Origin of the sequence: Agromyces rhizosphaerae (genome assembly GCF_027925245.1) — a bacterium.
Lineage (GTDB): Bacteria > Actinomycetota > Actinomycetes > Actinomycetales > Microbacteriaceae > Agromyces > Agromyces rhizosphaerae.
The window spans coordinates 2,371,451-2,397,782 of record NZ_BSDP01000001.1 but is presented as its reverse complement, the minus strand read 5'-3'; the positions used below and the strand labels follow the sequence as shown (position 1 = coordinate 2,397,782).

General features: G+C 71.9%; 28 protein-coding genes. 8 read left to right on the top strand and 20 right to left on the bottom strand.

Annotated elements, in window-relative coordinates; all coding sequences use genetic code 11:
* Positions 1-16: 16 nt before the first annotated feature.
* Positions 17-433: a YciI family protein gene (locus QMG39_RS11315; RefSeq protein WP_281885026.1), complete on the bottom strand. Its 417-nt coding sequence runs from the start codon at positions 431-433 to the stop codon at positions 17-19.
* 132 nt (positions 434-565) lie between these two features.
* On the opposite strand from QMG39_RS11315, the gene QMG39_RS11310 reads away from it, so the two are divergent.
* Together QMG39_RS11310 and QMG39_RS11305 are read left to right on the top strand one after the other, a co-directional pair.
* Positions 566-799, top strand: a complete 234-nt coding sequence (locus QMG39_RS11310) for a type II toxin-antitoxin system Phd/YefM family antitoxin (RefSeq protein WP_281885024.1) — start codon at positions 566-568, stop codon at positions 797-799.
* Positions 796-1,206 carry a type II toxin-antitoxin system VapC family toxin gene (locus QMG39_RS11305; protein WP_281885022.1) on the top strand — a complete coding sequence of 137 codons (411 nt, stop codon included), beginning with the start codon at positions 796-798 and terminating at the stop codon, positions 1,204-1,206. The genes QMG39_RS11310 and QMG39_RS11305 overlap by 4 nt, the downstream gene beginning before the upstream one ends.
* Before the next feature lie 16 nt (positions 1,207-1,222).
* On the opposite strand, the gene guaA is transcribed toward QMG39_RS11305, so the two are convergent.
* The 6 genes from guaA to guaB all read right to left on the bottom strand — a co-directional run bounded on the left by guaA (position 1,223) and on the right by guaB (position 8,682).
* Positions 1,223-2,827 (bottom strand): glutamine-hydrolyzing GMP synthase, encoded by a 1,605-nt coding sequence (gene guaA / locus QMG39_RS11300; RefSeq protein WP_281885020.1) that lies wholly within the window; start codon positions 2,825-2,827, stop codon positions 1,223-1,225.
* Positions 2,824-3,276: a DUF3817 domain-containing protein gene (locus QMG39_RS11295; RefSeq protein ID WP_281885018.1), complete on the bottom strand. Its 453-nt coding sequence runs from the start codon at positions 3,274-3,276 to the stop codon at positions 2,824-2,826. Before QMG39_RS11295 ends, guaA begins: the two co-directional genes overlap by 4 nt.
* Before the next feature lie 9 nt (positions 3,277-3,285).
* Positions 3,286-4,086 (bottom strand): SURF1 family cytochrome oxidase biogenesis protein, encoded by an 801-nt coding sequence (locus QMG39_RS11290; RefSeq protein WP_281885017.1) that lies wholly within the window; start codon positions 4,084-4,086, stop codon positions 3,286-3,288.
* A gap of 81 nt (positions 4,087-4,167) precedes the next feature.
* Entirely contained in the window at positions 4,168-5,898 is a 1,731-nt protein-coding gene (locus tag QMG39_RS11285) for a glycerol-3-phosphate dehydrogenase/oxidase (protein WP_281885014.1), read from the bottom strand.
* Between the two features lie 74 nt (positions 5,899-5,972).
* On the bottom strand, positions 5,973-7,097 hold the full coding sequence (locus QMG39_RS11280) for a GuaB3 family IMP dehydrogenase-related protein (RefSeq protein ID WP_281885013.1): 1,125 nt from the start codon (positions 7,095-7,097) through the stop codon (positions 5,973-5,975).
* 79 nt (positions 7,098-7,176) lie between these two features.
* Positions 7,177-8,682 carry an IMP dehydrogenase gene (gene guaB, locus QMG39_RS11275; RefSeq protein ID WP_281885011.1) on the bottom strand — a complete coding sequence of 502 codons (1,506 nt, stop codon included), beginning with the start codon at positions 8,680-8,682 and terminating at the stop codon, positions 7,177-7,179.
* Positions 8,683-8,999: 317 nt separating this feature from the next.
* Here guaB and QMG39_RS11270 point away from each other — a divergent pair, with 317 nt between their 5' ends.
* Genes QMG39_RS11270 through QMG39_RS11255 form a run of 4 tightly spaced genes read left to right on the top strand, consistent with a single transcriptional unit; the run spans position 9,000 to position 12,901 of the window.
* A complete protein-coding gene (locus tag QMG39_RS11270) occupies positions 9,000-10,244 on the top strand; it encodes an ABC transporter permease subunit (protein WP_281885009.1) in 1,245 nt (414 codons plus the stop codon).
* Between the two features lie 12 nt (positions 10,245-10,256).
* Positions 10,257-11,240: a branched-chain amino acid ABC transporter permease gene (locus tag QMG39_RS11265; protein ID WP_281885007.1), complete on the top strand. Its 984-nt coding sequence runs from the start codon at positions 10,257-10,259 to the stop codon at positions 11,238-11,240.
* The gene (locus tag QMG39_RS11260) at positions 11,230-12,144 is read left to right on the top strand and encodes an ABC transporter ATP-binding protein (RefSeq protein WP_281885005.1); all 915 of its coding nucleotides are present in this window, start codon (positions 11,230-11,232) and stop codon (positions 12,142-12,144) included. The genes QMG39_RS11265 and QMG39_RS11260 overlap by 11 nt, the downstream gene beginning before the upstream one ends.
* A gap of 19 nt (positions 12,145-12,163) precedes the next feature.
* Positions 12,164-12,901 carry an ABC transporter ATP-binding protein gene (locus QMG39_RS11255; RefSeq protein WP_281887258.1) on the top strand — a complete coding sequence of 246 codons (738 nt, stop codon included), beginning with the start codon at positions 12,164-12,166 and terminating at the stop codon, positions 12,899-12,901.
* A gap of 357 nt (positions 12,902-13,258) precedes the next feature.
* Here QMG39_RS11255 and QMG39_RS11250 read toward each other — a convergent pair whose 3' ends face one another.
* The 3 genes from QMG39_RS11250 to groES all read right to left on the bottom strand — a co-directional run bounded on the left by QMG39_RS11250 (position 13,259) and on the right by groES (position 16,176).
* A complete protein-coding gene (locus QMG39_RS11250) occupies positions 13,259-14,563 on the bottom strand; it encodes an ABC transporter substrate-binding protein (RefSeq protein ID WP_281885003.1) in 1,305 nt (434 codons plus the stop codon).
* 208 nt (positions 14,564-14,771) lie between these two features.
* Positions 14,772-15,773, bottom strand: a complete 1,002-nt coding sequence (gene rarD / locus QMG39_RS11245) for an EamA family transporter RarD (RefSeq protein ID WP_281885001.1) — start codon at positions 15,771-15,773, stop codon at positions 14,772-14,774.
* A gap of 106 nt (positions 15,774-15,879) precedes the next feature.
* Complete coding sequence (gene groES / locus QMG39_RS11240; RefSeq protein ID WP_281884999.1) at positions 15,880-16,176, bottom strand: co-chaperone GroES; 297 nt, start codon at positions 16,174-16,176, stop codon at positions 15,880-15,882.
* A 168-nt stretch (positions 16,177-16,344) separates the two neighbouring features.
* On the opposite strand from groES, the gene QMG39_RS11235 reads away from it, so the two are divergent.
* Entirely contained in the window at positions 16,345-17,529 is a 1,185-nt protein-coding gene (locus QMG39_RS11235) for a class I SAM-dependent methyltransferase (protein ID WP_281884997.1), read from the top strand.
* A 51-nt stretch (positions 17,530-17,580) separates the two neighbouring features.
* Here the strand turns inward: QMG39_RS11235 and QMG39_RS11230 are convergent, their stop codons facing one another.
* From QMG39_RS11230 to glmS, 10 genes are all read right to left on the bottom strand, one after another.
* A complete protein-coding gene (locus QMG39_RS11230; RefSeq protein ID WP_281884995.1) occupies positions 17,581-18,060 on the bottom strand; it encodes a DUF4190 domain-containing protein in 480 nt (159 codons plus the stop codon).
* 8 nt (positions 18,061-18,068) lie between these two features.
* Positions 18,069-18,674 carry a DUF4190 domain-containing protein gene (locus QMG39_RS11225; protein ID WP_281884993.1) on the bottom strand — a complete coding sequence of 202 codons (606 nt, stop codon included), beginning with the start codon at positions 18,672-18,674 and terminating at the stop codon, positions 18,069-18,071.
* 44 nt (positions 18,675-18,718) lie between these two features.
* The gene (locus QMG39_RS11220; protein ID WP_281884991.1) at positions 18,719-19,042 is read right to left on the bottom strand and encodes a DUF4190 domain-containing protein; all 324 of its coding nucleotides are present in this window, start codon (positions 19,040-19,042) and stop codon (positions 18,719-18,721) included.
* Between the two features lie 148 nt (positions 19,043-19,190).
* Complete coding sequence (gene tsaD / locus QMG39_RS11215) at positions 19,191-20,243, bottom strand: tRNA (adenosine(37)-N6)-threonylcarbamoyltransferase complex transferase subunit TsaD (RefSeq protein ID WP_281884989.1); 1,053 nt, start codon at positions 20,241-20,243, stop codon at positions 19,191-19,193.
* On the bottom strand, positions 20,240-20,749 hold the full coding sequence (rimI, locus tag QMG39_RS11210; RefSeq protein WP_281884987.1) for a ribosomal protein S18-alanine N-acetyltransferase: 510 nt from the start codon (positions 20,747-20,749) through the stop codon (positions 20,240-20,242). Before rimI ends, tsaD begins: the two co-directional genes overlap by 4 nt.
* Positions 20,746-21,366, bottom strand: coding sequence for a tRNA (adenosine(37)-N6)-threonylcarbamoyltransferase complex dimerization subunit type 1 TsaB (gene tsaB / locus QMG39_RS11205; RefSeq protein ID WP_281884985.1), 621 nt, complete (start codon positions 21,364-21,366; stop codon positions 20,746-20,748). The genes rimI and tsaB overlap by 4 nt, the downstream gene beginning before the upstream one ends.
* A gap of 9 nt (positions 21,367-21,375) precedes the next feature.
* Entirely contained in the window at positions 21,376-21,861 is a 486-nt protein-coding gene (gene tsaE / locus QMG39_RS11200; protein ID WP_281887256.1) for a tRNA (adenosine(37)-N6)-threonylcarbamoyltransferase complex ATPase subunit type 1 TsaE, read from the bottom strand.
* A gap of 29 nt (positions 21,862-21,890) precedes the next feature.
* A complete protein-coding gene (alr, locus tag QMG39_RS11195) occupies positions 21,891-23,027 on the bottom strand; it encodes an alanine racemase (RefSeq protein WP_281884983.1) in 1,137 nt (378 codons plus the stop codon).
* A complete protein-coding gene (locus QMG39_RS11190) occupies positions 23,024-23,380 on the bottom strand; it encodes a holo-ACP synthase (RefSeq protein WP_281884981.1) in 357 nt (118 codons plus the stop codon). The genes alr and QMG39_RS11190 overlap by 4 nt, the downstream gene beginning before the upstream one ends.
* A gap of 25 nt (positions 23,381-23,405) precedes the next feature.
* A complete protein-coding gene (gene glmS / locus QMG39_RS11185; RefSeq protein ID WP_281884979.1) occupies positions 23,406-25,256 on the bottom strand; it encodes a glutamine--fructose-6-phosphate transaminase (isomerizing) in 1,851 nt (616 codons plus the stop codon).
* 103 nt (positions 25,257-25,359) lie between these two features.
* Between glmS and coaA the strand changes: the two genes are divergently transcribed.
* The gene (coaA, locus tag QMG39_RS11180; protein WP_281884977.1) at positions 25,360-26,316 is read left to right on the top strand and encodes a type I pantothenate kinase; all 957 of its coding nucleotides are present in this window, start codon (positions 25,360-25,362) and stop codon (positions 26,314-26,316) included.
* Positions 26,317-26,332: the final 16 nt, after the last annotated feature.

Here is a 26,332-nt window from a genome sequence, read left to right as displayed (position 1 = left end):
GCTCAGCGGCATCCGCTCAGTTCGTGCCGAGCTGCTCGCGCCACTCGGACTCCTTCTGGATCCACTCGTTGTCGGCGGGGAAGTCGTCCTCGCCGGTCACGCGGCGCACCTCGAGCTTCGAGCCGGGGCCCAGCGGGCAGCGCTTCGCCCACTCCGCGGCCTCCTCCTTCGACGACACCTCGAGGATCCAGAAGCCGTTGAACAGCTCCTTCACCTCACCGTACGGGCCGTCGGTCACGAGCGGCGGATCGGCGTCGAAGTCGACCACGAAGCCCTCGTCCGCCTCGGACAGGCCTTCGCCGCCCACCATCACGCCGGCCTTCATGAGCTGCTCGTTGTAGGCGCCCATCCGTGCGATCACCTCGTCGAACGGGATGTCCTTGTAGGCCTCGACCGCGCGCTCGTCGGCACGCATGATCAGCATGTACTTCATGGTTCCCTCCCGGGTGCAGGGGTCGCATCTCGACCCTCTCACCACAGACGTCGAACGGGAAGGGGCCGGATCGACATCGTGCGCCGTGGAATTCGGATGGATTTCCGACTGGTCGGCGACTAGTCTGAACTCATGACGAGCATCGGCGCCTACGAGGCCAAGACGCACCTGCCCGCGCTGCTCGAGCGTGCCGCGCGCGGCGAGGAGATCACCATCACACGCCACGGCACGCCTGTGGCGCGGCTGGTGTCGGCCGAGCCCGCGACCACGCCCGTCGCCGAGACGATCGCGGCGCTGCGCGCGGCCCGAGCGGGCACGCGCCTCGACGCCGACGTGCGCGAACTGATCGAGGAGGGCAGGGCGTGACGGGACCGTTCGTGGTCGACGCGTCGGTCAGCCTGGCCTGGTGCTTCGACGACGAGGCGAGCGATGAGTCCGAGGCCCTGCTCGACCGCCTCGGCGCGTCCGGCGGCCTGGTTCCGGTCATCTGGGAGTACGAGACCGCGAACGTCCTGGCCATCGCCGAGCGTCGCGCGCGGATCACCGAGGCCGAGGCGTCGCGGCGATCCAGGCTCCTGTACGGCCTGCCGATCCACATCGTGCGCGACCTGGACCCGGGTGCGCTGCTCCACGCCGCGCGCCGACACGACCTGACCGCGTACGACGCCGCCTACCTCGTGCTCGCCGAGCGCGAGGGCGTGCCGCTCGCGACGCGCGACCGAGCGCTCGCGAGCGCCGCCGAGGCGGCAGGGGTCGAGATCCTCCCGGCCTGAGACGAACCGGCGCCGGCTACTCCCACTCGATGGTGCCGGGCGGCTTCGACGTGATGTCGACCGTGACGCGGTTGACGTCGGGCACCTCGTTGGTGATGCGGTTCGAGATCTTCGCGAGCACGTCGTAGGGCACTCGGGTCCAGTCCGCGGTCATGGCGTCCTCGCTCGAGACGGGGCGCAGCACGATCGGATGCCCGTAGGTGCGCCCGTCGCCCTGCACGCCCACCGAACGCACGTCGGCCAGCAGCACCACCGGGCACTGCCAGATCTCGGCGTCGAGGCCCGCGGCCGACAGCTCGGCGCGCACGATCGCGTCGGCCTCGCGCAGGATCGCGAGGCGCTCCGCAGTGACCTCGCCGACGATGCGGATGCCGAGGCCCGGGCCGGGGAACGGCTGGCGGCCGACGATGACCTCGGGCAGGCCGAGCTCGCGGCCGATCGCGCGGACCTCGTCCTTGAACAGGGTGCGCAGCGGCTCGACGAGCTCGAACTGCAGGTCGTCCGGCAGGCCGCCGACGTTGTGGTGGCTCTTGATGTTCGCGGTGCCCGAGCCGCCGCCCGACTCGACGACGTCGGGGTAGAGCGTGCCCTGCACGAGGAACCGGATCGGCTCACCGGCATCCGCCGCCTCGGCCACCAGGTCGCGCTCGGCCTGCTCGAAGGTGCGGATGAACTCGCGCCCGATGATCTTGCGCTTCTCCTCGGGGTCGCTGACGCCCGCGAGCGCGCCGAGGAACCGCTCGGACGCGTCGACCGTGACGATGCGCACGCCGGTGGACTTCGCGTAGTCCTCCTCCACCTGGCGGCGCTCGTCCTTGCGGAGCAGCCCGTGGTCGACGAACACGCAGGTGAGCTGGTCGCCCACGGCCTCGTGCACGAGCGCCGCGGCGACGGCCGAGTCGACCCCGCCCGAGAGCCCGCAGATGACCTTCGCGCTGCCGATCTGGGCGCGGATGCGCTCGACCTGCTCGGCGATGACGTTGTCGGCGTTCCAGTCGTCGGGGATGCCCGCGGCGCGGTGCAGGAAGTTCTCGATGACGCGCTGGCCGAACTCGGAGTGCTTGACCTCGGGGTGCCACTGCACGCCGTAGAAGCCGAGCTCGTCGCTCGCGAACGCGGCGACGGGCGTGGAGTCGGTCGACGCGAGCACGTCGAAGCCGTCGGGCGCGACCGCGACCGAGTCGCCGTGGCTCATCCACACGGTCTGGTGCTCGGGCTGCCCGTCGAGCAGCGCGTTGCCGTCGTCGGTGCGCGCGGTGACCGGCGTCGAGCCGTACTCGCGGTGGCCGGTGTGCGCGACCTCGCCGCCGAGCTGCTTGGCCATGACCTGGAAGCCGTAGCAGATGCCGAGCGTCGGCACCCCGAGCTGCAGGATGCCCTCGTCGAGCGACGGCGCACCCTCGGCGTACACCGAGCTCGGGCCGCCCGAGAGCACGATGCCCACGGGGTTCTTCGCGGCGACCTCCTCGGCGGTGATGGTGTGCGGCACGATCTCCGAGTAGACGGATGCCTCGCGCACGCGCCGCGCGATCAGCTGCGCGTACTGCGCGCCGAAGTCGACCACGAGCACGGGTCGCTGCGCGGTGCCCGCCCCGACCTCCTCGGCCGGCGCCTCGCTCACGCGCTCGCTCCCGCCGGTGCGGCGGCGGGCTCGGCGTCACGCGCCTCGCGCTCGGCGAGGTAGGCGGTGACCTCGCGGCCCACGCGCGCCTCGAGGAAGAACGACAGGAACGGCACGATGCCGCCGGACGCGATGAGCAGGAACTTCCAGAACGGCCAGCGCATGAGGCTCCAGAGGCGGAAGTCGCTGAACAGGTAGACGACGTAGAACCAGCCGTGCACCATCAGGATGCCGGTGGAGAGGTTCACCGCGGTCACCGCGTCGCTCGGCACGAAGGCCAGGAAGCCCTGCGGGCCGGCGAGCTCGAGCTCCAGCCCGAACCCGTACTTCATGACCATCTCGCCGACGAGCGCGAGCAGCAGCACGCCGGTAATGACCGAGCAGACCTGGTAGAAGCGGAGCGCGCCGCGGATGCGCGGCAGATCGGCGGACTTCGGCTCGAGGGGCATGCGTCGATTCTACGCGGGCGGCGCCTCGGAATCGGCCGAGTCCGCGCCCTGCTCGGCCTCCTCGCGCTCGCGCTCGACCGCGTCGCGCACGAGGCGGTACCAGAGGTAGACGGCGAAGCCCGCGAACACCGCCCACTCGAGCGCGTAGAAGACGTTCAGCCAGTTCAGCTCGCGCTCCTGCTCGGGCGCGGGCGCGTCGATCGCGGTGAGGCCCAGGTCGGATGCCGCGTCGGGCACGATCACGTAGGCGAAGTACACCGGGCGGTCGTCGAAGTCGCCCCACACGTTGATGAGCTGCGCCACCGCGAGCGTCGACATCGCCTGCGGGTCGCCGTCCTCGTCGGGCACCTCCGGCGCCTCGCTCGGCACGAACCTGCCCTCGATGCGGCCCGGGTCGTAGTCGCCGGCGTCGACGCGGGCCGCCACGGCCTCGGCGGTCTCGACATCGGGCGCCCAGCCCAGCGCGAGCGGGATGCCCGCGGGGATGCCGTCGCCCGTGACCTCGGCGTGCGCGACGACCCAGTAGCCCGCCTCGCCCTCGTGCAGGCGGCCCTCGAGGAGCACCGTGTCGCCCGCGACCACGTCGGCGTCGAACGCGACCATCTGGCCGGTCGAGGCCTCGGTCGTGGGCCCGTCGGGCTCGGCGACGTCGGCCAGGGGCTGCACGTCCTCGGTCGGGCGCTCGACGACGCGGCCCTGCTCCACCGCGCGCTCCACCTGCCACTGGCCGAGCAGTGCGAACGCGGCGGCGATCGCCAGCGCGAGCATCAGCGCGAGCAGCCACTGGGGGCGCAGCATCATCCGGAGCATCAGCCGGAGAGTCTACCCGCGCCGGGCTGGGAACCGGATGCCCGAACAGGGACGCCCGAGCAGGGCGGGACCCGACGCCGGTCAGTCGGCGTTGACGATGTCGGGGGCCTCGCGGCGCACCCGGTCGGCCGAGGCGTCGTCGGGCTGCTGCTGCGAGGCGATCTCCGCCTCCACGCGCTGCAGGTAACGGTCCACCTCGAGTTGCTCCCGCGCCTCGTCCCAGCCGTGGACGCGACCCATCAGCCTCGCGGCAACGGGCGCGGCGGAGACCCCGCGGTCCCAGGCCTCGATCGAGATGCGGGTGCGGCGGGCCAGCACGTCGTCGAGGTGCAGCGCGCCCTCGTGCGACGCCGCGTACACGACCTCGGCGCCGATGTAGTCGTCGGCACCCGGCAGCGGCTCGACCAGTTCCGGGTCGTCGCGGATCAGGTCGAGCAGCTCGTCGGTGAGCGTGCCGTACCGGTTCAGCAGGTGCTCGATGCGCACCTTGTGCACGCCGAAGGCCCGTGCCAGCTTGCCGCGCTTGTTCCAGGCGGCCCGGTACCCCTCGGCCCCGAGCAGCGGGATGTCCTCGGTGGTCGAGGCCGGCACGCGACCGTCGAGCGCGTCGGCCGCCGCGTCGATGGCGTCCTTCGCCATCACCCGGTACGTGGTCCACTTGCCGCCCGCGATCACGACCAGGCCGGGCACCGTGTGCGCGACGAGGTGCTCGCGGGAGAGCTTCGAGGTCTCATCGGACTCGCCCGCGAGCAGCGGGCGCAGCCCGGCGAACACGCCCTCGACGTCGGCGCGGGTGAGCGGGATCGCGAGCACCTGGTTGACGCGCTCCAGCAGGTAGTCGATGTCGGCGGCGGTCGCGGCCGGATGCGCCTTGTCGAGGTTCCAGTCGGTGTCGGTCGTGCCGACCAGCCAGTGCCTGCCCCACGGGATGACGAAGAGCACGCTCTTCTCGGTGCGCAGCAGCAGGCCCATGGTCGACTGGAACCGGTCGCGCGGCACCACGAGGTGCACGCCCTTCGACGCACGGACCTTGAACGTGCCGCGCTCGCCGACCATGCGCTGGGTGTCGTCGGTCCACACGCCGGTCGCGTTGACGACCTGGCGGGCGCGCACCTCGAACTCCTCGTCGGTCTGCAGGTCGCGTGCACGCACTCCCACCACGCGCTCCCCCACCTTGAGGAACCCGATGACCTTGACCCGGCTCGCGACGTGCGCGCCGTAGAACGAGGCGGTACGCGCGAGCGAGGCCACGTACCGCGCGTCGTCGACCTGCGCGTCGTAGTACGTGATGCCCCCGATCAGGGCGTCGCGCGCGAGCGACGGCATCGACTTCTGCACCTGCCGCTTCGAGAGATGGCGGTGGTGCGGCACCCCGGGCGGGCGGCCGCCCGAGTAGCTGAAGAGGTCGTAGAGCAGCATGCCGGCGCCCACGTAGAGCCGCTCGAACACCGGCCGCGTGAGCGGGTAGAGGAACCGCACGGGCTTGACGAGGTGCGGGGCGAGCCGCTGCAGCAGCAGCCCGCGCTCGATCAGGGCCTCGCGCACGAGCCGGAAGTCGAGCTGCTCGAGGTAGCGGATGCCGCCGTGCACGAGCTTCGACGACCGGCTCGAGGTGCCGGACGCCCAGTCCCGCGCCTCGAGCAGGCCCACGCTGAGGCCGCGCGTCACCGCGTCGAGCGCAGCGCCGGTGCCGACGATGCCCCCGCCGATGACGAGGACGTCGACCTCCTTCGCGCGCAATCGCGTGAGCGCGGCATCCCGCTCGGCCGGCCCCAGCCGGTTCGATCTCGCGACCGTCCTGCGATCCCCCATGGCCTCTACGCTAGTCCGCGCCGATCGTGCGGGCGCCGGACTCGCGGGGTTCGCTCAGGGGCGACGGGCGAGGGTCACTGCAGCCCGTAGGGCGCCGCGACGACCTCGACGCGCTGGAACTCCTTCAGGTCGGAGTAGCCGGTCGTGGCCATCGACTTGCGCAGCGCGCCGATCAGGTTCGCGGTGCCCTCGGCCGCCGTCGCCGGCCCGTAGAGCACCTCCTCGAGCGGCGCGATCTGGCCGACGTGCACGCGCTTGCCGCGCGGGAGCTTGGGGTGGTGCGCCTCGGCGCCCCAGTGGAACCCGCCGCCCGGGGCATCCGTCGCCCTCGCCAGCGCCGAGCCCAGCATGACGGCGTCGGCTCCGCACGCGACGGCCTTCACGATGTCGCCCGAGTGCCCGAGCCCGCCGTCGGCGATGACGTGCACGTAGCGCCCGCCCGACTCGTCGAGGTAGTCGCGACGCGCACCGGCGACGTCGGCCACCGCGGTCGCCATCGGGGCGTGGATGCCGAGCGCGGCGCGGGTGGTCGACGCGGCCCCGCCGCCGAAGCCGACGAGCACGCCGGCAGCGCCGGTGCGCATGAGGTGGAGGGCCGCGGTGTAGGTGGCCGCGCCGCCCACGATGACGGGCACGTCGAGCTCGTAGATGAACTTCTTCAGGTTGAGCGGCTCGTCGCCCTTCGACACGTGCTCGGCCGAGACCGTCGTGCCGCGGATGACGAAGAGGTCGACGCCGGCCGCGACGACGGTCTCGTACAGCTCCTGCGTGCGCTGCGGCGACAGGGCACCCGCGACCGTGACGCCCGCGGCGCGGATCTCGGCCAGGCGGGCCGTCACGAGCTCGGGCTTGATGGGCTCCGAGTAGATCTGCTGCATCCGCGCCGTGGCCGTCTCGGGCGGCAGCGACCGGATCTCGGCGAGCAGCGGCGCCGGGTCCTCGTACCGGGTCCACAGGCCCTCGAGGTCGAGCACGCCGAGGCCGCCCAGCTGGCCGATCATGATCGCGGTCGTCGGCGAGACCACCGAGTCCATGGGGGCGGCGAGGATCGGGATGTCGAACTGGTAGGCGTCGATGGTCCACGAGACCGAGACGTCCTCGGGGTTGCGCGTGCGACGGCTCGGCACGATCGCGACGTCGTCGAACGCGTACACGCGGCGGCCGCGCTTGGCACGGCCGATCTCGATCTCCTGGGTCACGGATCAACCCTAGCGAACGGCTGCGACGCGACCGCCGAGGCGGGGCCGGTCGCGCGCGGTGCGCTCCCGGTCGCGCCCCCTACTTCCGGTAGTTCGGCGCCTCGACGACGATCTGCACGTCGTGCGGGTGCGACTCCTTGAGCCCGGCCGGCGTGATGCGCACGAACTTGCCCTGCGCCTTCAGCTCCGGGATGGTGCGCGCACCGACGTAGAACATGGACTGCCGCAGCCCGCCGACGAGCTGGTACGCGACCGCCGAGAGCGGTCCCCGGTACGGCACCTGCCCCTCGATGCCCTCGGGGATCAGCTTGTCGTCGTTGGGCACGTCGGCCTGGAAGTAGCGGTCCTTCGAGTACGAGGTCTTCTCGCCGCGGGTCTGGAGCGCGCCGAGCGACCCCATGCCGCGGTACTGCTTGAACTGCTTGCCGTTGACGAAGATCAGCTCGCCCGGGCTCTCGGCCGTGCCGGCGAGCAGCGACCCGAGCATCACGGTGTCGGCGCCCGCGACGAGCGCCTTCGCGATGTCGCCCGAGTACTGCAGGCCGCCGTCGGCGATGAGCGGCACGCCGGCCTGGCGGGCGGCGAGCGAGGCCTCGTAGACGGCGGTGACCTGCGGCACCCCGACGCCCGCGACCACGCGCGTGGTGCAGATCGAGCCGGGGCCGACGCCGACCTTCACGGCGTCCGCGCCGGCGTCGATGATCGCCTGCGCGCCGGCGCGCGTGGCGACGTTGCCGCCGATCACGTCGATGTCGGCGAACGCCGGGTCGGCCTTCAGCTTCGAGATGATCTCGAGCACGCCGCGGCTCTGGCCGTTCGCGGTGTCGACGACGAGCACGTCGACGCCCGCGTCGCGCAGCCTGCCGGCGCGCTCCCACGCGTCGCCGAAGAACCCGATCGCGGCGCCGACGCGGAGCCGGCCCTCCGCGTCCTTGGTCGCGTGCGGGTACTTCTCCGACTTGTCGAAGTCCTTGACGGTGATGAGGCCCGTCAGGCGCCCGTCGGCGTCGATCAGGGGCAGCTTCTCGATCTTGTGCTGCGCGAAGATCGCCACGGCGTCGTCGGGGTCGATGCCGACCCGGCCGGTGATGAGCGGCGCCTTGGTCATGACGTCGCGCACGCGCGCGGTCGGCTTCTCGAAGTCGGAGACGAAGCGCATGTCGCGGTTCGTGATGATGCCGACCAGGATGCCGTCGTCGTCGATCACCGGGAGGCCCGAGACGCGGTAGCGGCCGCACATCGCGTCGACCTCGGCCACCGTGGCGTCCGGATGGGTCGTGACCGGGTTCGTGATCATGCCCGACTCGGAGCGCTTGACCTGGTCGACCTGCTGCGCCTGGTCCTCGATGGAGAGGTTGCGGTGCAGGATGCCGATGCCGCCCTCGCGCGCCATGGCGATCGCCATGCGCTGCTCGGTGACGGTGTCCATCGCCGACGAGAGCAGCGGCGTGGCCACCTCGATCCGGCGGGTGAGGCGCGAGGTCGTGTCCGCCTCGCTCGGGATGACGTCGGTCTGCCCGGGCAGCAGCAGCACGTCGTCGTAGGTGAGTCCCGTGAAACCGAACGGATCGGCCTGCTCGTCCATGTGGTCCTTTCGCGAGCGCCAGAGAGGGGACCCGCGAGCGTCGTGGGCGCGCGAGTATACCCATGGTAAGCGAGTTTGCGAGCCCGACATTCCCCCATAACAATCGGGCACCAGTGCCGTCCTGCGGAAACACCTAGGACATAATCAGCACGTACTGTCGTCATCGCAGCCGGCAGTAGCAGACCGGATCCCGACCGGCCACCGGCGCGGGTCCCCATGGAGGTGCAGTGGAACCGACTCTGTCAGCGACCAGACCCTGGTCCGGTCGCATACTGGCCATTCTCGGCATACTCTTCGCCGCACTCACACTCGCGGTGATGGCGCCGGCTCCCGCCTCGGCGGAGGAGAGCCAGGACGACCTGGTCGAGGAGGTCGAGGAGGAGTACACCCTCTTCTTCCGCGGCAACGTCCAGTACGAGGGCGAGCCGCTCGCCGACGTCGTGATCACGATCGAGGGCCCCGGCGGGTTCAGTTCGACCGTGCAGACCGACGCCGACGGCCGCTGGGAGGTCGGCGTCCCCGAGAAGGTGGTCTACACCGTCACGCTCGACGAGGAGACGCTCCCCGAGGGCGTCATCGTCGCGGAGGGCGGCGCGACTCGCGAGGCGGAGTTTGGCCAGACCAGCAACGCCTCGGTCAACTTCTTCCTCGGCGAGGGCCAGCGCGTCACCCAGAACATCTGGAGCCAGGTGCTCGACCGCGCGGTCACGGGCCTCAACTTCGGCCTGCTGCTCGCGCTCGCATCGATCGGCCTCTCGCTCATCTTCGGCACGACCGGGCTGTCGAACTTCGCGCACGCGGAGATGGTCACGTTCGGCGCGCTGATCATGCTGACGTTCTCGGTCTACCTCGGGTGGCCGGTGTGGATCGCGATCATCCTGTCGCTCGTCCTCAGCGCGGCGCTCGGCTGGGTGCTCGACGCCGGCCTGTGGAAACCGCTCCGAAGGCGCGGCGTGGCGATCGTGCCGCTGATGATCGTCTCGATCGGCCTCTCGCTGGCGATGCGATACACGTACCAGCTGTTCTACGGCGGCACGACCCAGCAGCTCCCGGGCGCGACGATCCCACCGACGATCATCCTCGGGCCGATCTCGCTGTCGTGGATCGACGTGCTCAGCATGGGCGTGAGCGTCGTCGCGCTGCTCGCGTTCGGCTACTTCCTGACCCGCACCCGCATCGGCAAGGCGACCCGCGCGGTCTCCGACAACCCGAGCCTCGCGTCCGCCAGCGGCATCGACGTCGACCGGGTCATCCGCATCGTCTGGATCCTCGGCGCGCTGCTCGCCGGCATCAGCGGCATCCTCTTCGCCTACTACCGTCCGGGCGTCAGCTGGGACATGGGCTTCCAGCTCCTGCTGCTGATCTTCGCGGCGGTCACGCTGGGCGGCCTCGGCACCGCGTTCGGCGCGCTCGTCGGCTCGCTGATCGTCGGCCTGTTCGTCGAGCTGTCGACGCTCTGGCTGCCGAGCGACCTGAAGTACGTCGGCGCGCTGGTGGTGCTCATCCTGGTGCTGCTGTTCCGGCCACAGGGCATCCTGGGCCGTCGAGAGAGAATCGGATAGGAGGGGCCAGACATGCTCGACTGGGGAGCCATCTTCGGCAATGCCGCACTGGAATTCATCAGCCCGACCACCGCGGCGTACGCGCTCGCGGCTCTGGGCCTCGCCGTCCACTTCGGCTACACCGGCCTGCTGAACTTCGGTCAGGCCGGGTTCATGGCCATCGGCGCCTACGGCTACGCGCTCTCGGCGCTGCGCTTCGGGCTGCCGATCTGGGCCTGCGTGCTCATCGGCATCGGCGCATCCGTCATCTTCGCCCTGATCCTCGGTATCCCGACGCTGCGACTGCGCGCCGACTACCTCGCGATCGTGACGATCGCGGCCGCCGAGATCGTCAGGCTGCTGTTCACGACCAACGAGTTCGACGCCTTCACGGGCTCCGCGAGCGGCCTCTCGGCCTTCCAGCGCGACCTGGAGGCCCTGAACCCGCTGCCGGACGGCTCGTACGGGTTCGGCCCGTGGAACTTCAGCGACCGCACCTGGTTCTTCCTCATGATCGCGTGGGTGGTCGTGGCGCTCTGCGCGCTGCTCACCTGGATGCTCATGCGCAGCCCGTGGGGCCGCGTCATCAAGGGCATCCGCGAGGACGAGGACGCCGTGCGCTCGCTCGGCAAGAACGTCTACTCGTACAAGATGCAGAGCCTCATCCTCGGTGGCGTCTTCGGCACCCTGGCGGGCATGCTCTTCGTGTTCCCCCGCGCGGTCGTGCCGAGCTACTTCCAGCCGACGCTGACGTTCTTCATCTACGCGATCCTGCTGCTCGGCGGCGCGGCCACGATCCTCGGGCCGATCGTCGGCTCGATGGTCTTCTGGGTGCTGCTGTCGTTCTTCTCCGGCTTCGTCGCCCGTGCGGTCGCGGCCGGCTGGTTCCCGTTCATGACCCAGGTGCAGGCCGGGCAGCTCCGGTTCATCCTCGTGGGCGTGGCGATCATCCTGATCGTCGTGTTCATGCCACAGGGCATACTCGGCAACAAGAAGGAGTTGGCCTTTGTCAAGTGACACCGTTCCCTCGAAGCGCCCCGAGAAGACGACCGGGCTGCACGTCGGCGATCCCGCGCCGGGTGTGAAGAAGGTCGATCCGATCCTCGTCGCCGACCACGTGAAGCGCACCTTCGGCGGCCTCACCGCGGTCGACGTCGAGCACGTCGAGATCCCGCGCAACGCCATCACGGCCCTCATCGGGCCGAACGGTGCGGGCAAGACGACCTTCTTCAACCTGCTCACCGGCTTCGACCGGCCCGACACGGGCACCTGGGAGTTCGACGGGCGCCCGCTCGCGCACGTCCCGGCCTACCGGGTCGCGCGCATGGGGCTCATCCGCACCTTCCAGCTGACCAAGTCGCTGGGCCTGCTGACCGTCATGGACAACATGAAGCTCGGCGCGAAGGGCCAGTCGGGCGAGAACTTCTTCCGCGCACTCCTGCCGTTCCTCTGGAGCGGCGAGGAGAAGGCGAACGAGGAGAAGGCGCTCGACCTGCTCACCCGGTTCAAGCTCGACGCCAAGAAGGACGACTACGCGGCCAGCCTCTCCGGCGGCCAGCGGAAGCTGCTCGAGATGGCGCGCGCGCTCATGAGCGACCCCACGCTCGTCATGCTCGACGAGCCGATGGCGGGCGTGAACCCGGCGCTCACGCAGTCGCTGCTCGACCACATCCTCGACCTCAAGGCCCAGGGCATGACCGTGCTGTTCGTCGAGCACGACATGCACATGGTGCGCCACATCGCGGACTGGGTCATCGTCATGGCCGAGGGACGCGTGGTCGCCGAGGGCGACCCGCACGAGGTCATGCAGAACCCGGCCGTGATCGACGCCTACCTGGGCAGCCACCACGACAGCGACCTCGGCGAGACCGAGACCGAGCACGTCACGGCGATGAAGGAGCTCATCGATGACGAACAGTGAACCCAGCGCCGCGCCGGTGATGGAGCCCGAGCGCGAGATGGTCGTCGACGTCCGCGGCGTCACCGCGGGCTACCTGCCGGGCGTGAACATCCTGAACGACTGCTCCCTGCAGGCCCGCGACGGCGAGCTCATCGGCATCATCGGCCCGAACGGTGCCGGCAAGTCGACGCTGCTCAAGTCGATCTTCGGGCTCGTGAAGGTGCGCGATGGCGGCATCTACCTCCGCGGCGAGGAGATCACCAACCTCAAGGCGAACAAGCTCGTCGCCAAGGGTGTGGGCTTCGTGCCGCAGACGAACAACGTCTTCCCGACGCTCACCATCCAGGAGAACCTCGAGATGGGCGTCTTCCAGCGCCCGAAGGACCTCAAGCACCGCCTCGAGTTCGTGGTCGACATCTTCCCCGAACTCGGCAAGCGCCTCGCGCAGCGCGCGGGCTCGCTGTCGGGCGGCGAGCGGCAGATGGTCGCCATGTCGCGCGCGCTCATGATGGGCCCGCACGTCCTGCTGCTCGACGAGCCGTCGGCCGGTCTCTCCCCCGTGCGCCAGGACGAGGCGTTCCTGCGCGTCAAGGAGATCAACCGCGCGGGCGTCACCACGATCATGGTCGAGCAGAACGCCCGCCGCTGCCTGCAGATCTGCGACCGCGGCTACGTGCTCGACCAGGGCCACGACGCCTACACGGGCACCGGGCGCGAGCTGCTGAACGACCCCAAGGTCATCGGCCTCTACCTCGGCACGCTCGGCCAGGAGGAGTAGCCGGGTCCCTCCGACACGACCTCGACGAGCGGGGCGGATGCCACGGGCATCCGCCCCGCTCTCGTCGCTCCGCACGCACGCGTCGTCCCCGTCCCGTCCAGGCGCCTCCCCTGCGAAACAGGGTGCTTTTCAGGAGCCGTCCGAGGGCCGACGGTGCATCGCTGCGCCGACCGGGCTCCCGACAGCATGATCGCGCGCCACCGTCATTGATGCGCACCGATGCTCCGCGGCCGCTCCGCCGGCTCCTGAAAAGCGCCCGCCACACCGTGGGGTCGACAGCGGGTACGACGAAGGGCCCCGGCCGAAGCCGGGGCCCTTCGCCTGCGCGTCAGCTCCGAGGAGCGTCAGCAGTGGAGACTATCCGTCGCCGATGCGCTCGTAGGTACCGTCGTCCAGGTACTGGAAGATACCGATGGTCGCCTCGGTCGGGTCACCGTGCTCGTCGAACGTGATCGGGCCCGAAGGACCGTCGTAGTCGATCTGCTCGCCCTCGCTGAGGAGCGCGGCGGCGTCGGCGAACGTGGTGACGACCTCGCCGTCACCCGAGCCGCCCGACACCTGCTGCAGGTACGACGCAATGTCGGCACCGTCGGTGCTGTTCGCGGCGTAGGCCGCGAGCGCCAGCAGGATGACCGCGTCGTAGGACTCAGCCGCGTAGCTGAAGTCCGTCAGCGAGTCGTCGATCGAGAGCAGGTTGTCGGTGAAGTCACCGAGCGTGCTCACGTCGAGACCGGGCAGGGTGCCCTTGGCGCCCGTGACGAGGCCCGGGGCGAAGTCCGCACTGTAGTCGGCCAGGTTGCCGTCCACGAAGTACAGCTTGTCGCCGGGGAAGCCCTCGCCGACCAGCGCCGGCGTGACGATCTTCGCCTGGTCGAACGTGATCAGCGCGATCGCGTCCGGGTTCGCGGCGGTGACGCCGGCGATCTGCGAGTCGAAGTTCGAGTCGCCCTCGTTGAAGAGCTCCTCGGCGACGACCTCGCCGCCAGCGGCCTCGAACGCGGTCTTGGTGAACTCCGCCAGGCCGGTGCCGTACGGGTCGTTCAGCACGATCATGCCGAGGGTGGCGTTGCCGTCCGACGCGATCAGGTTGCCGAGCACCTCGCCCTGGAGCGTGTCCGACGGAGCGGTGCGCCAGTAGAGGTTGTCGTCGTCGTACTCGGTGAAGTCGGCCGAGGTGTTGGCCGGCGAGAACTGCACGACGCCGGCGGCCACGATCTGGTCGATGACGGTCTTCGAGACGCCCGACGAGGCGGCGCCGACGATGCCCGAGACGTCCTGCGAGAGGAGGTCGGTCACCGAGACGGTCGCGGTGTCGGTGGTGGTGTCACCGGAGTCGCGGTAGACCACGTCCACGGTGATGCCGAGGTCGGCGTCGTTGATCTCCTGCGCGGCGAGGGCCACGCCGGCCTCCTCGGGCGGGCCGAGGAACGCGAGCGCACCCGACTGCGGGAGGATCGTACCGATCTTCAGGGTGAGGTCACGCTCGCCGGGCTCGATCGGCAGGGCGTCGCCGGAGGCGGCAGCCTCGTCGGACTCGGTGGGCTCGGTCGTCTCACCCGAACTGCACGCGGTGAGGAGGAGGGCGGATACACCCGCAAGGGCGATCCCCGTCCAGGCCGCGCGAGCCGAGCGCTTGGCCGAGGCCTTCGCGATTACGCTCATCATGCTCCTAGGGACTGAAGGACACTGTTTGGTGCGGCACCCAGACGGGTGCCGTGCGTTCACAGTAGTCAGGCCCGTGAGACGGGAACAAGTCAGGGCGATCACAACCATGTAACACCGGATGAATCGTTACGTGGGCGTCATAAACGCCCCCCGAACGACGCGAATCTGCGCTCCGGGCAACATTCACGCAACGATCGTGAGGCGCTCAGAGCGGCCCCACGGGCGCTTCCGGGGCATCCCGGTCCTCCGATGCGGCGAGGGCCCGGCGGGCCCTCCTGTCGCGTCCTGCGGCCCGTGCGAGGTCCGCCAGCAGCACGCCGATCGCGATCCAGACGAGCGCGAATCCGATCCATCGCTCGAGCGGCATGGGCTCGCCGAGCACCGCGACGCCGACGATGAACTGCAGCACGGGCGCGAGGTACTGGATGAAGCCCATCGACACCAGCGGCAGCCGCCGCGATCCCGCCGCGAACGCGAGCAGCGGCACGGCCGTGACCGCCCCCGCGCAGAGCAGGAGCAGCGCGTGCCAGGGCCCGGCCGTGCCGAGCGTGAGCCCGGAGGTGACGGCGACGACCACGAGCTGCACGAGCGCGACCGGCGCGAGCCACGCGGTCTCGAGGGTGAGCCCGGCCACCGCGTCGACGCGCGCGCCGACGCGCTTCTTGATGAGGCCGTAGAGGCCGAACGAGAAGGCGAGCACGAGCGCGATCCACGGCGGGCCGCCGTGTGCGACCGTGAGCACCACGACCGCGACGAACGAGATCCCCACGGCGACCCACTGGAGCACGCGGAGCCGCTCCCCCAGCACGAGCACGCCGAGGAACACCGTGACGATCGGGTTGATGAAGTAGCCGAGCGAGGTCTCGACCACCCGGCCGGTCGCCGTGGCGTAGACGTAGGTCTGCCAGTTCACGTAGATGAGGGCGCCGGCGGCGGCCATGACGAACATCACCCGGCGGTCGCGCACGAGCACGCCGAGCGCTCGCCACGCCCGCCCGACCGTGAGCAGGATCGCGCAGAACCCGAGCGAGAGGAGCACGCGCCAGGCCACGATCTCGAACGGTCCGGTGGGCGCGAGCGCGAGGAAGTACAGGGGGAGGACGCCCCACAGCCCGTATGCCGTGAACGCGTAGGCGAAGCCCGCCCGGCGCGAGCCGGCGGGGGCGTCGACCGTCGCGCGCGACGCGCGCCGTGGAGAGTCGGTCACCGCTCGATGCTACGCCGCACCCGGCACGACCGCGCTCCACGCCCCGGAGATGACGAACGGCCCGCTCGCGCGAGGCGAGCGGGCCGTTCGTGAGGTGCGGATGCGACTAGCGCACGACCACCGCGAGCACGTCGCGGGCCGAGAGCACCAGGTAGTCCTGGCCGCCGAACTTGACCTCGGTTCCGCCGTACTTCGAGTAGATCACCTTGTCGCCGACTGCGACGTCGAGCGGGACGCGGTTGCCGTTGTCGTCGATGCGGCCCGGGCCGACCGCGACGACCTCGCCCTCCTGGGGCTTCTCCTTCGCGGTGTCCGGGATGACGAGACCCGAAGCGGTGGTCTGCTCCGCTTCGACCTGCTGGATGACGATGCGATCCTCGAGCGGCTTGATGGAGACCGACACGGTTGACCTCTTTCTTGAAGAAACGAAGACTGTTTAGCACTCGCAGACTGAGAGTGCTACGTCGAGTCTAGGGGTCTGTTGGCACTCGTGCAACGTGAGTGCCAGCAGGGTGGCGGATGCCCCGGAGCGGCCTCCGGACGCCGGCTCCGCCGGTGCTAGCGTGGCGGGATGGATCGCGCCGAGCTGGTCGAGCTGCTGAGCCCGGAGGGCCTCCGGCTCCTCGATTCGCTCCCCCGCTGGACGGGTCGCGACCAGGTCGTCCAGACCGTCGCCGCGCTCCGCAGGGAGGGCCACTCCCCGGGCGTGGTCGCGGCCGCGCTCACCCAGTCGCGGCTGCGCGCGAAGGCCGAGGCGAAGTTCGGTCCCTTCGCGGAGCGGATGCTGTTCACCGAGGCCGGGCTCGAGCAGGCCACCCGGCTGCGGGTGGCGGCGCTGCACGCCGGCCGGTTCGACGCGGCGGGCCTGCGCCGGGTCGCCGACCTCGGCTGCGGCATCGGCGGCGACGCGCTCGCGATGGCGGCGATCGACCTGCAGGTCACCGCGGTCGAGGCCGACGAGGTGACCGCCGCGATCGCGGCCTTCAACCTCACCCCGTTCGCGCAGGCGGAGGTCGTGCACGCGGACGCGGCATCCGTGCCCCTCGACGATGTCGACGCCGCCTGGCTCGATCCCGCCCGCCGTCGCACCGAGCAGGGCACGACGACGCGGCTGCGGGCCGCGGACTACTCCCCGAGCCTGGAGACGGTGTTCTCGATCGCCGAGCGGATGCCGGTGGGCGTCAAGCTCGGGCCGGGGACCGATCGCGACGTGATCCCCGGCGACGCCGAGGCCCAGTGGGTCTCGGTCGACGGCGACCTGGTGGAGCTCGTGCTCTGGACCGGCGTGCTCGCGCGCGACGGCGTGCGGCGCGCCGCCCTGGTGCTGCGCGACGACGGCGCGCACGAGATGGTCGCCGCGGCCGACAGCCCCGACGTGGAGACGGGTCCGCTCGGCGAGTACGTCTTCGAGCCCGACCCCGCCGTGATCCGCTCCCGGCTCATCGGCGACCTCGCCCGCACGCTCGGCGCGCGGATGGTCGGCGACGGCATCGCGTACCTCACCGCAGACGAGCCCGCCGCGACCCCGTTCGCTACCGGCTTCCGCGTGCTCGATCAGCTCCCGCCCGACGAGCAGGACCTCCGGCGCGCACTCCGCGATCGCGAGGTCGGCGTGCTCGAGATCAAGAAGCGCGGGGTGGACGTCGACCCGGCCGCGCTCCGACGCCGGCTGAAGCTCCGCGGCGACCGCAGTGCGACGATCATCCTGACCCGGGCGCAGGGACGCCACGTCGCGCTGCTCGCCGAGCGCGTCTGATCCCCCGTCGGCCGCAGGCGCGCGGCCCCAGCGCGCAGCGACGCGATGCGGTCAGCCGAGCACGCCGGCCGCGGTGACGTAGGTGAAGATCCAGATCATCGAGAAGAGCGTGCCCGCCGCGCCCGTGGCGATCCCGATGGCCGAGCGCGCGCCGTCTCCCGTGCCGCGTCGGATGCCGAGCACGCCGAACACGATCGCCGCGATCGACAGCGGCACGGCCCACCCGACGAACAGCGCAGCGAGCACGCCGATGATGCCGCTCGCGGATGCCACGGTGCCGTAGAGCGAGCGCTCCACGACCTCCTCCTCGGAGGCGTGCTCGTCGGCCGGCGAGGGGTCCCAGTCGCGGTGCACGACCAGCAGTTCCCCGGTCGGGAGGCGCGAGATGACGCCCGTGTCGTACACCTCCTCGAACTCGCGCGCGGGAGGCGGGGGCTCGGGGAGGCTGCCGCCCGCCGGCGGGCCCGCGGACGCCGGACGCCCGGCCGCAGGGTCCTCCTGCGGCCGGGCGTCGTCGGCGTCGGCGTACATCGCTGGCGTCAGTAGTAGTAGCTGTACGGCGCGGCCGCGAAGATCGCGATCCAGCCGATGATCGAGATGATGCCGATCGCGATGCCCACGAAGCCGGTGATGATGCCGGCGAGCGCCATGCCCTTGCCCGTCGGCTCCTTGCGGCGCCCCAGGAAGCCCAGGACGACCGCCGCGGCGGGGATGAAGAGCTGCAGGATGCCGCCCACGATCGGGATCCACACGACCACGATCGATCCCACGACGCCCAGGACGCCCGCGACCAGCGAGATGATCGAGAGCACCGGCGACGGGCTCGCCGCGCCGGCCGCGGGCGCCGGCGTCGGCGACGCCGCGTACGACACCTGCCCGGCCGGCGGGCCGTACGCCGGTGGCGCGGGCGGCGGCGGGGTCGACGCCTGCGGAGCCGCCGGCGGTGACGTCGGCTCGGGTGCGGGCGGCGGCGTCGGCACGACCGGCTCGGCCGGGGTCGGCGCGAGCGGCTCCTCTGGGGCCGGCGGCGCCGGCTCGGCGGGGGTCGGCACCGTCGGCTCGGCGGGTGCGGGCGTGTCCGGCTCGGTGGGGGCCGGGGTCTCCGGCTCCTCCGGCTGGTCGGACGGGGTCTTCGGGTCGGTCATGATGCGTCCCTTGCGCTCGCGCGGCCCGCCCGGCGGGCCACGGGTCAGTAGTTCAGGTTGCCGCTCGAGGCCGCGAAGCCGATCACGGCGATCCAGAAGATGAAGACGATGACGCCGACCACCAGGCCGATGTAGCCGATGACGAGGCCGGCGATCGCGAGGCCGCGGCCCTGCTCGCCCGTCTTCTTGATCTGGCTGAGCGCGATGTGGCCGGTGATGACCGCGACGAGCGAGATGAAGAACGCCGACACGAGCGAGATGATCGCGAGGACGTTCGTCTTCTGCGTGTTCGGCGCGGCGGCGTACTGGCCGGAGGGCGCGGGCGCGGCGGAGTAGTCGGGCTGCTGCGGCGTGTTGGGGTCGGTCACGGTGAACTCCTCGAGGACGGTGCAGGACGACGGATGCTGCGGCGCGCACGCACCCGGGCACCACTGCAGCGCGGTGCTCGTACCTCACCATAGCGGTGCACGACACCGGGGCGCAGGAGGGTTAACCCGAGTATGTCGCCCGGCGTCGTCAGGACTGGATGGTCGTCACCGGCAGGGTCGAGTCCGCGCCGAACCCGAGGTCCGAGGGCTCGTGGCCGGCCATGATGCGCTGCGCGCCGAGCGCGGCGATCATCGCGCCGTTGTCGGTGCAGAGCGAGAGCGGCGGGATGCGCAGGGCGATGCCCGCCGCATCCGCCCGCTCGGCCGCGAGGGCGCGCACGCGCGCGTTCGCCACGACGCCGCCGCCCAGCAGCAGCCGGGGCACGCCCAGGTCGACGCAGGCCGCGATCGCCTTGCCGACCAGCACGTCGGCGACCGCCTCGCGGAAGCTCGCCGCCACGTCGCCCACCGGCAGCGGCTCGCCCGCGTCCTGGCGCTGCTCGACCCAGCGCGCGACCGCGGTCTTCAGGCCCGAGAAGCTGAAGTCGTAGCGGTGCCGCACGAGGTCCTTGGGCTTGGTCAGGCCGCGCGGGAAGCGGATGGCGCGCGGGTCGCCGTCGACCGCCGCCGCGTCGATGCGCGGGCCGCCGGGGTACGCGAGCCCGAGCACGCGCGCGACCTTGTCGAACGCCTCGCCCGCGGCGTCGTCGATGGTCTCGCCGAGCAGCTCGACGTCGCTGGTGAGGTCGTGCACGAGCAGCAGCGACGTGTGCCCGCCCGAGACCAGGAGCGCGATCGTCGGGTACTCGAACGGCTCGTCGTCGGCGAGGACGTCCGCGCCCACGTGCCCCACGAGGTGGTTCACGGCGTAGATCGGCACGTCGAGCGACAGCGCGAGCGCCTTGGCCGCGCCCACGCCGACCATGAGCGCGCCGGCGAGGCCCGGCCCGTTGGTCACGGCGATCGCGTCGACCTCGTCGAGCGTGATGCCGGCCTCGTCGACCGCGCTGCGGAGGGTGGGGCCGAGCGCCTCGAGGTGGGCGCGGGCGGCCACCTCGGGAACGACTCCGCCGTAGCGGGCGTGCTCCTCCATCGACGAGGCGATGACGTTGGCGAGGAGCGTCGAGCCGCGCACGATGCCGACGCCGGTCTCGTCGCAGCTGGTCTCGATGCCGAGCACCACGGGATCGCTGCGGTTCACTCGCCCACCTCCGAGACCACGGATGCCGCGGGGCGGGTGACGGGCGCGGTCAGCTGCGCGCGCATGACGATCGCGTCCACGCCGTCGGGCTGGTAGTACGCCCGCCGGCGACCGAGCTCGGCGAACCCGAGGGAGCGGTAGAGCGCCTGCGCGACCGGGTTGTCCGCGCGCACCTCGAGGAAGACGTCCCGCGCGCCGCGCCGCCACGCCTCGGCGAGCAGCGCCTGCATGAGCGCGCGGCCGAGGCCGGCCGAGCGCGCGCCGGGCGCGACGGCGATGGTCTGGATGTCACCCTGGCCGGAACCGCGCGGCGCGAGGAGCCCCGCGTACGCGACCACGGCGTCGGGCTCGTCGGCGGGCGTCGCGACGAGGTAGTACCCGTGCTCGTCGACGAGTTCGCGCGACATCGAGTCGGCCGACCAGGCGTCGTTCGCGAAGGTCGCGCGCTCGAGCTCCATGATCGGGCCGAGGTCGGCGGCGGCGGCACGGCGCAGCATCCAGCTCATGCGCTCACCCGCTTCGGCGCCGCGGCGGGGGTCACGTCGGGCGAGCGCAGGTAGAGCGGCTCGTCGGGCGCGAACGCGATGCCGGCAGCGAGCGTGCGCGCGGCGACCATGCCGAGCGAGGCGGCCGAGACGTGGTGCGCGTCCAGCCGGGTGCCGGCCGTCTCGGGCAGCGCGTGGGGCTTGGCGAGCCCCGGGCCCCCGGCGCGCACGGGCAGCCCGTGCAGGTCGAGCCCCTCGTAGCTGCTCCAGTAGCGCTCGCGGCGCCTCGCGTCGGTCACCACGAGGAGCGGCCCATCGCCGCCCTCGAGGTACCACGCGAGCGCGAGCGCATCGTGGCTCACCACCGGCAGCATCCGGCATCCGGCGCCGAAGGCGAACGCGTGCGCCGCGGCGATGCCGACCCGCAGGCCCGTGAACGGCCCGGGTCCCACGCCCGCGACCACGCCGTCGACGTCGGCCGCGTCGACGCCCGCCGCGGCGAGCGCCTCGGCGATGAGCACGCCGATCGCCTCGGCGTGGCGCATGGTGTCGTCGGTGGCGCGCTCGGCGCGCACGAGGCCGGTCTCGTCGACCACGGCGACACCGGACCCCGCCGAGGTGTCGATCGCGAGCAGCATGGACACAGCCTACGTCGGCTCGCCGTACCGGCCGCCCGCCCAGCGCGGGCCGCGGCCGGTCACGCGCAGCGTGCGCGGCTCGTCGGCGTCGAGGTCCACCGGGTCGTCGGCGTCGCGGCCGTCGGACGCCCCGTGCCCGGCGCCGCCCGTCGGACGCGCGATCTCGACCTCGAGCCACGAGTCGGCGACCCCGTCGAGCATGCCGGCACCCCACTCGACCACGACGACCGAACCCGCGAAGTCGATGTCGAGGTCGTCGAGCTCCATCGCGCTGCCGAGCCGGTACGCGTCGACGTGCACGAGCGGCGGTCCGCCGACCAGGCTCGGGTGCGTGCGCGCGAGCACGAACGTCGGGCTCTGCACCGGCCCGCGCACCTCGAGCCCGTCGCCGATGCCCCGAGTGAGCGTCGTCTTGCCCGCGCCGAGCGGCCCCGTGAGCACGACGAGGTCGCCGCGGCGCAGGTCGGCGGCGAGCTCGCGGCCGGCCTCCTCCATCGCCTCCGGCGTGGCGACCTCGCGGGCGATCACGGCGCCTCCCGGTACGTGCGGGGCACGCGCGGCCCGATGCGCGTCACGATCTCGTAGCCGATCGTGCCCGCGGCATCCGCCCACTCGTCGGCCGTCGGCGCACCGCTCGCGGGGTCGCCGAACAGCACGACCTCGTCGCCCGTCGCCACCGGCGCGTCACCCGCGTCGACCAGGAACTGGTCCATCGCGACGCGGCCCACGATCGGACGCACCTCGCCGCCGAGCAGCACCCGGCCGGTGCCCGAGGCGTGCCGGGGAACCCCGTCGGCGTACCCGAGCGGCACGAGCGCCAGCGTGGTCGGCGCGCCCGCGCGCCAGGTCAGGTCGTACGACACCCCGGCGCCGGCGGCGATGCGCCGCACGGCGGCCACCCTGCCCCGCAGCGTCATCGCGGGCACCAGGCCGAGGTCGGCCCCGGTCGTGCCGTCGCCGTAGGGCGTCAGGCCGTACATGCCGATGCCGACGCGCACGAGGTCGAACCGGGCGTCGGGCCGTCGCAGCGCGGCCGCGGTCGAGGCGAGGTGGCGCAGGCCGGGGCGCAGGCCCGCGGCATCCGCCGCCTCGAGCGCCGCCCGGAACGCCGCCAGCTGCGCGTCGTCGTCGGCGTCGGAGGCGTTCGCGAGGTGGCTGAACACGCCGTCGACGGTGAGCAGGCCGGATGCCTCGAGCTCGCGTGCGCGCCGGACGACCGCGTCCCAGCGGGCGGGCTCGACGCCGTTCCGGCTGAGCCCCGTGTCGACCTTCAGGTGCACGGACGCCGGCGGCGCACCCCGCTCGACCGCGGCGGCGACCTGCTCGAGCTGGTGCGCCGAGGAGACGCCGACGGCGATGCCGGCCTCCAGTGCGGGCACGAAGTCGAGCCCGGGGTCGTGCAGCCAGGCGAGGATCGGGGCGGTGACACCGGCGGCGCGGAGCGCGAGGGCCTCGTCGACGTCGGCCACCCCGAGCATGCGCGCCCCGCCCTCGAGCGCGGCGCGCGCGACCGGCAGCGCGCCGTGCCCGTAGGCGTCGGCCTTCACGACGGCCATGACCGCGGCGGGCGCCGCCTCCTCGGCGATGCGCGCGATGTTCGCGCGGATCGCGCCGAGGTCGACGACGGCCTCGCGGAACGGGCCGGGCCCGCCCGCGCTCACGACGCCCCCTCGAGCACGACGAACGCCGTCGCGATGCCGGCGTCGTGGCTCATCGAGACGTGCACGCGCCCGATGCCCCGCTCGCGCACGTGCGCGTCGAGCGCGCCGTGCAGCACGAAGTCGGGGTTGCCGTCGGCGTCGTTCACGACCTCCATGTCGTGCCAGCGCATGAGGTCGGGGCCGCCGAGGGCCTTGATGAGCGCCTCCTTCGCGGCGAACCGGGCGGCCAGCGACCGGGTCGGCCGGTCGCGCTCACCCGCCGCGAAGAGCCGCTCGCGCAGGCCGGGGGTACGCGTGATCGCGCGCTCGAAGCGCGCGACGTCGACGACGTCCACCCCGATCCCGGCGATCATCGTGCCCGCTCCCCGTCGTCTCTCGCTACTCGACCGTGACCGACTTGGCGAGGTTGCGCGGCTGGTCGACGTCGAGCCCCTTCGCGGCCGACAGCTCCATGGCGAAGATCTGCAGCGGCACCACGGCGAGCAGCGGCTCGAAGAGCGGGCCGGCCAGCGGGATGCGCAGCACCTCGTCGGCGAACGGCAGCACCGCGGCATCCCCCGCCTCGGCGATCGCGATGACGCGCGCGCCGCGGGCGCGGATCTCCTGGATGTTCGAGACGACCTTGGGGTGCAGCGAACCGGAGTTGCGCGGGCTCGGCACGACCACGAACACCGGCTGACCGGGTTCGATCAGCGCGATCGGGCCGTGCTTCAGCTCGCCCGCGGCGAACCCCTCGGCGTGGATGTAGGCGAGCTCCTTGAGCTTCAGCGCCCCCTCGAGCGCGATCGGGTAGCCCACGTGGCGCCCGAGGAAGAGCACCGAGCGCGTGTCCGCCATCCAGTGCGCGAGCTGCGCGATGCGCTCGCCCTGCTCGAGCACGGTGGCGAGCTTGGCCGGCACGTGCTCCAGCTCGTACGCGGCGGTCTCGAGCTCCTCCGCCGACGCGGTGCCGAGCACGCGCGCGAGGTGGAGGCCGAACAGGTAGAGCGCCGCGATCTGCGCGACGAACGCCTTGGTCGACGCGACCGCGACCTCGGGCCCGGCGTGCGTGTAGATCGCCGCGTCGGACTCGCGCGGGATGGTCGCGCCCTGCGTGTTGCAGACCGAGATCGTGCGGGCACCGGCCTCGCGGGCGTACTTCACGGCCATCAGCGTGTCCATGGTCTCGCCCGACTGGCTGACCGAGATGACGAGCGTGTCCGGGCCGATGACCGGCTCGCGGTAGCGGAACTCGTGGCTCAGCTCGACCTCGACGGGCACGCGCGCCCACTTCTCGATCGCGTACTTGGCGACCATGCCCGCGTAGGCGGCCGTGCCGCAGGCGATCACGGTGATGCGGCGGATGCTGCGGAGCACGTCGTCGCCCAGCTCCTCGAGCTCGCCCACGACCACCCTGCCGTCGTGGAGTCGTCCGCGCAGGGTGTCGGCGACGGCCGTGGGCTGCTCGCTGACCTCCTTCTGCATGAAGCTCGACCAGCCGCCCTTGTCGGCGGCGTCGGCGTTCCAGGCGACCTCGAACGGCTCCACCGTCACCGGCCCGCCGTCGAAGTCGGTCACGACGACCTCGTCGGCGGTGATGGCCACGATCTGGTCCTGGCCGATGGCGACGGCGTTGCGGGTGTGCTCGACGAACGCCGCGACATCCGAGCCCAGGAAGTTCTCGCCCTCCCCCAGGCCGATCACGAGCGGCGAGTTGCGGCGGGCGCCCACGACGAGCCCCGGCGAGTCGCGGTGCACCGCGAGCAGCGTGAACGCGCCGTCGAGGCGCACCACCGTCCGGCGGAACGCCTCGACCAGGTCGCCGGTCGCCCGGTACTCGCGACCGAGCAGCACCGCGGCGACCTCGGTGTCGGTCTCGCTCGCGAACTCCGCGCCCTCGGCGAGCAGCTCGTCGCGCAGCTCGGAGAAGTTCTCGATGATGCCGTTGTGGATCACGGCGAGCCGGCCGCCGTCGGCCAGGTGCGGGTGCGCGTTCACGTCGGTCGGGCCGCCGTGCGTCGCCCAGCGGGTGTGGCCGATGCCGGTGCCGCCCCGGGGCACGGGGTGCTCGGCGAGCTCGTCGACGAGCGTCTGCAGCTTGCCCGCCTTCTTGCTCGTGCCGAGGTTGCCCTCGTCATCGATGACGGCGACCCCGGCCGAGTCGTAGCCGCGGTATTCGAGGCGACGCAGGCCTCCGAGAAGGACGTCCAGGCTGCTGGCAGGCCCGACGTACCCGACGATTCCACACATGGGGGCGATTGTATCGGCGCGGAGCCGTGCGGCGGCTGCACGTGGTGCCGGCGGCGGTGGACACCGGCGGACGCGTCGCATCGCCACGACTAGACTGTCCGGGATGTCCGATCCGACGACCTCCCCCGTCGCGACGCAGCACATCTCCCCCTTCGTCGAGCTCGACCGGGCGGACTGGGCCGCGCTCGCGCCCTCGATGCCGCTCCCGCTCACCGAGGTGGAGCTCGTCCAGCTGCGTGGCCTCGGCGAGCCGCTCGACCTCGACGAGGTCGCCGAGGTCTACCTCCCGCTGAGCAGGCTGCTGAACCTCTACGTCGGGGGCATGACCCACCTGCACCGGCTCACCAGCGACTTCCTCGGCGCCCGCGCCGAGCGCACGCCGTTCGTGATCGGGGTCGCCGGATCGGTCGCGGTGGGCAAGTCGACGATCGCGCGCCTGCTGCGCGAGCTCCTCTCCCGGTGGGAGCACACGCCGCGCGTCGAGCTCGTCACCACCGACGGGTTCCTGCTGCCGAACGCCGAGCTCGAGCGCCGCGGCCTGATGAGCCGCAAGGGCTTCCCCGAGTCGTACGACCGGCGGGCACTGCTCCGCTTCGTGAGCGACGTGAAGGCCGGGGCTCCGGAGGTGCGCGCGCCGTTCTACTCGCACCTCAGCTACGACATCGTGCCCGACGCGCAGATCACCGTGCGGCAGCCCGACGTGCTCATCGTCGAGGGGCTGAACGTGCTGCAGCCGGCCGCGCCCGGGCATCGCCTCGCGGTGAGCGACCTGTTCGACTTCTCGATCTACGTCGACGCCCGCACGCAGGACATCGCGAGCTGGTACGAGGAGCGGTTCCTGCGCCTCCAGCGCGGCGCGTTCGCGAACCCCAACTCGTACTTCCACCGCTACGCGGAGCTGAGCGAGGAGCAGGCGCGTGCGCGCGCCCGCGAGATCTGGAGCTCGATCAACGAACCGAACCTCGAGCAGAACGTGCGCCCCACGCGGTCGCGGGCATCTCTCGTGCTGCGCAAGGACTCGGACCACGCCGTGTCGAGCGTGCTGCTGCGCAAGATCTGAGGCGCTCCGCAGCCCT

Excerpts from the sequence above, each read along its gene's own strand:
- QMG39_RS11235 (WP_281884997.1), top strand. The coding sequence starts at position 16,345 with ATGGATCGCGCCGAGCTGGTCGAGCTGCTGAGCCCGGAGGGCCTCCGG.
- QMG39_RS11265 (WP_281885007.1), top strand. The coding sequence starts at position 10,257 with ATGCTCGACTGGGGAGCCATCTTCGGCAATGCCGCACTGGAATTCATC.
- guaB (WP_281885011.1), bottom strand. The coding sequence starts at position 8,682 with ATGGACGAGCAGGCCGATCCGTTCGGTTTCACGGGACTCACCTACGAC.
- QMG39_RS11255 (WP_281887258.1), top strand. The coding sequence starts at position 12,164 with ATGGAGCCCGAGCGCGAGATGGTCGTCGACGTCCGCGGCGTCACCGCG.
- coaA (WP_281884977.1), top strand. The coding sequence starts at position 25,360 with ATGTCCGATCCGACGACCTCCCCCGTCGCGACGCAGCACATCTCCCCC.
- tsaB (WP_281884985.1), bottom strand. The coding sequence starts at position 21,366 with ATGCTGCTCGCGATCGACACCTCGGCGGGGTCCGGTGTCGCCGTGGTC.
- QMG39_RS11230 (WP_281884995.1), bottom strand. The coding sequence starts at position 18,060 with ATGTACGCCGACGCCGACGACGCCCGGCCGCAGGAGGACCCTGCGGCC.
- rimI (WP_281884987.1), bottom strand. The coding sequence starts at position 20,749 with ATGAGCTGGATGCTGCGCCGTGCCGCCGCCGCCGACCTCGGCCCGATC.
- QMG39_RS11295 (WP_281885018.1), bottom strand. The coding sequence starts at position 3,276 with ATGCCCCTCGAGCCGAAGTCCGCCGATCTGCCGCGCATCCGCGGCGCG.
- QMG39_RS11270 (WP_281885009.1), top strand. The coding sequence starts at position 9,000 with ATGGCGCCGGCTCCCGCCTCGGCGGAGGAGAGCCAGGACGACCTGGTC.
- QMG39_RS11190 (WP_281884981.1), bottom strand. The coding sequence starts at position 23,380 with ATGATCGCCGGGATCGGGGTGGACGTCGTCGACGTCGCGCGCTTCGAG.
- QMG39_RS11250 (WP_281885003.1), bottom strand. The coding sequence starts at position 14,563 with ATGAGCGTAATCGCGAAGGCCTCGGCCAAGCGCTCGGCTCGCGCGGCC.
- tsaE (WP_281887256.1), bottom strand. The coding sequence starts at position 21,861 with ATGGAGGAGGCCGGCCGCGAGCTCGCCGCCGACCTGCGCCGCGGCGAC.
- QMG39_RS11310 (WP_281885024.1), top strand. The coding sequence starts at position 566 with ATGACGAGCATCGGCGCCTACGAGGCCAAGACGCACCTGCCCGCGCTG.
- QMG39_RS11225 (WP_281884993.1), bottom strand. The coding sequence starts at position 18,674 with ATGACCGACCCGAAGACCCCGTCCGACCAGCCGGAGGAGCCGGAGACC.
- QMG39_RS11285 (WP_281885014.1), bottom strand. The coding sequence starts at position 5,898 with ATGGGGGATCGCAGGACGGTCGCGAGATCGAACCGGCTGGGGCCGGCC.
- QMG39_RS11315 (WP_281885026.1), bottom strand. The coding sequence starts at position 433 with ATGAAGTACATGCTGATCATGCGTGCCGACGAGCGCGCGGTCGAGGCC.
- QMG39_RS11290 (WP_281885017.1), bottom strand. The coding sequence starts at position 4,086 with ATGCTCCGGATGATGCTGCGCCCCCAGTGGCTGCTCGCGCTGATGCTC.
- glmS (WP_281884979.1), bottom strand. The coding sequence starts at position 25,256 with ATGTGTGGAATCGTCGGGTACGTCGGGCCTGCCAGCAGCCTGGACGTC.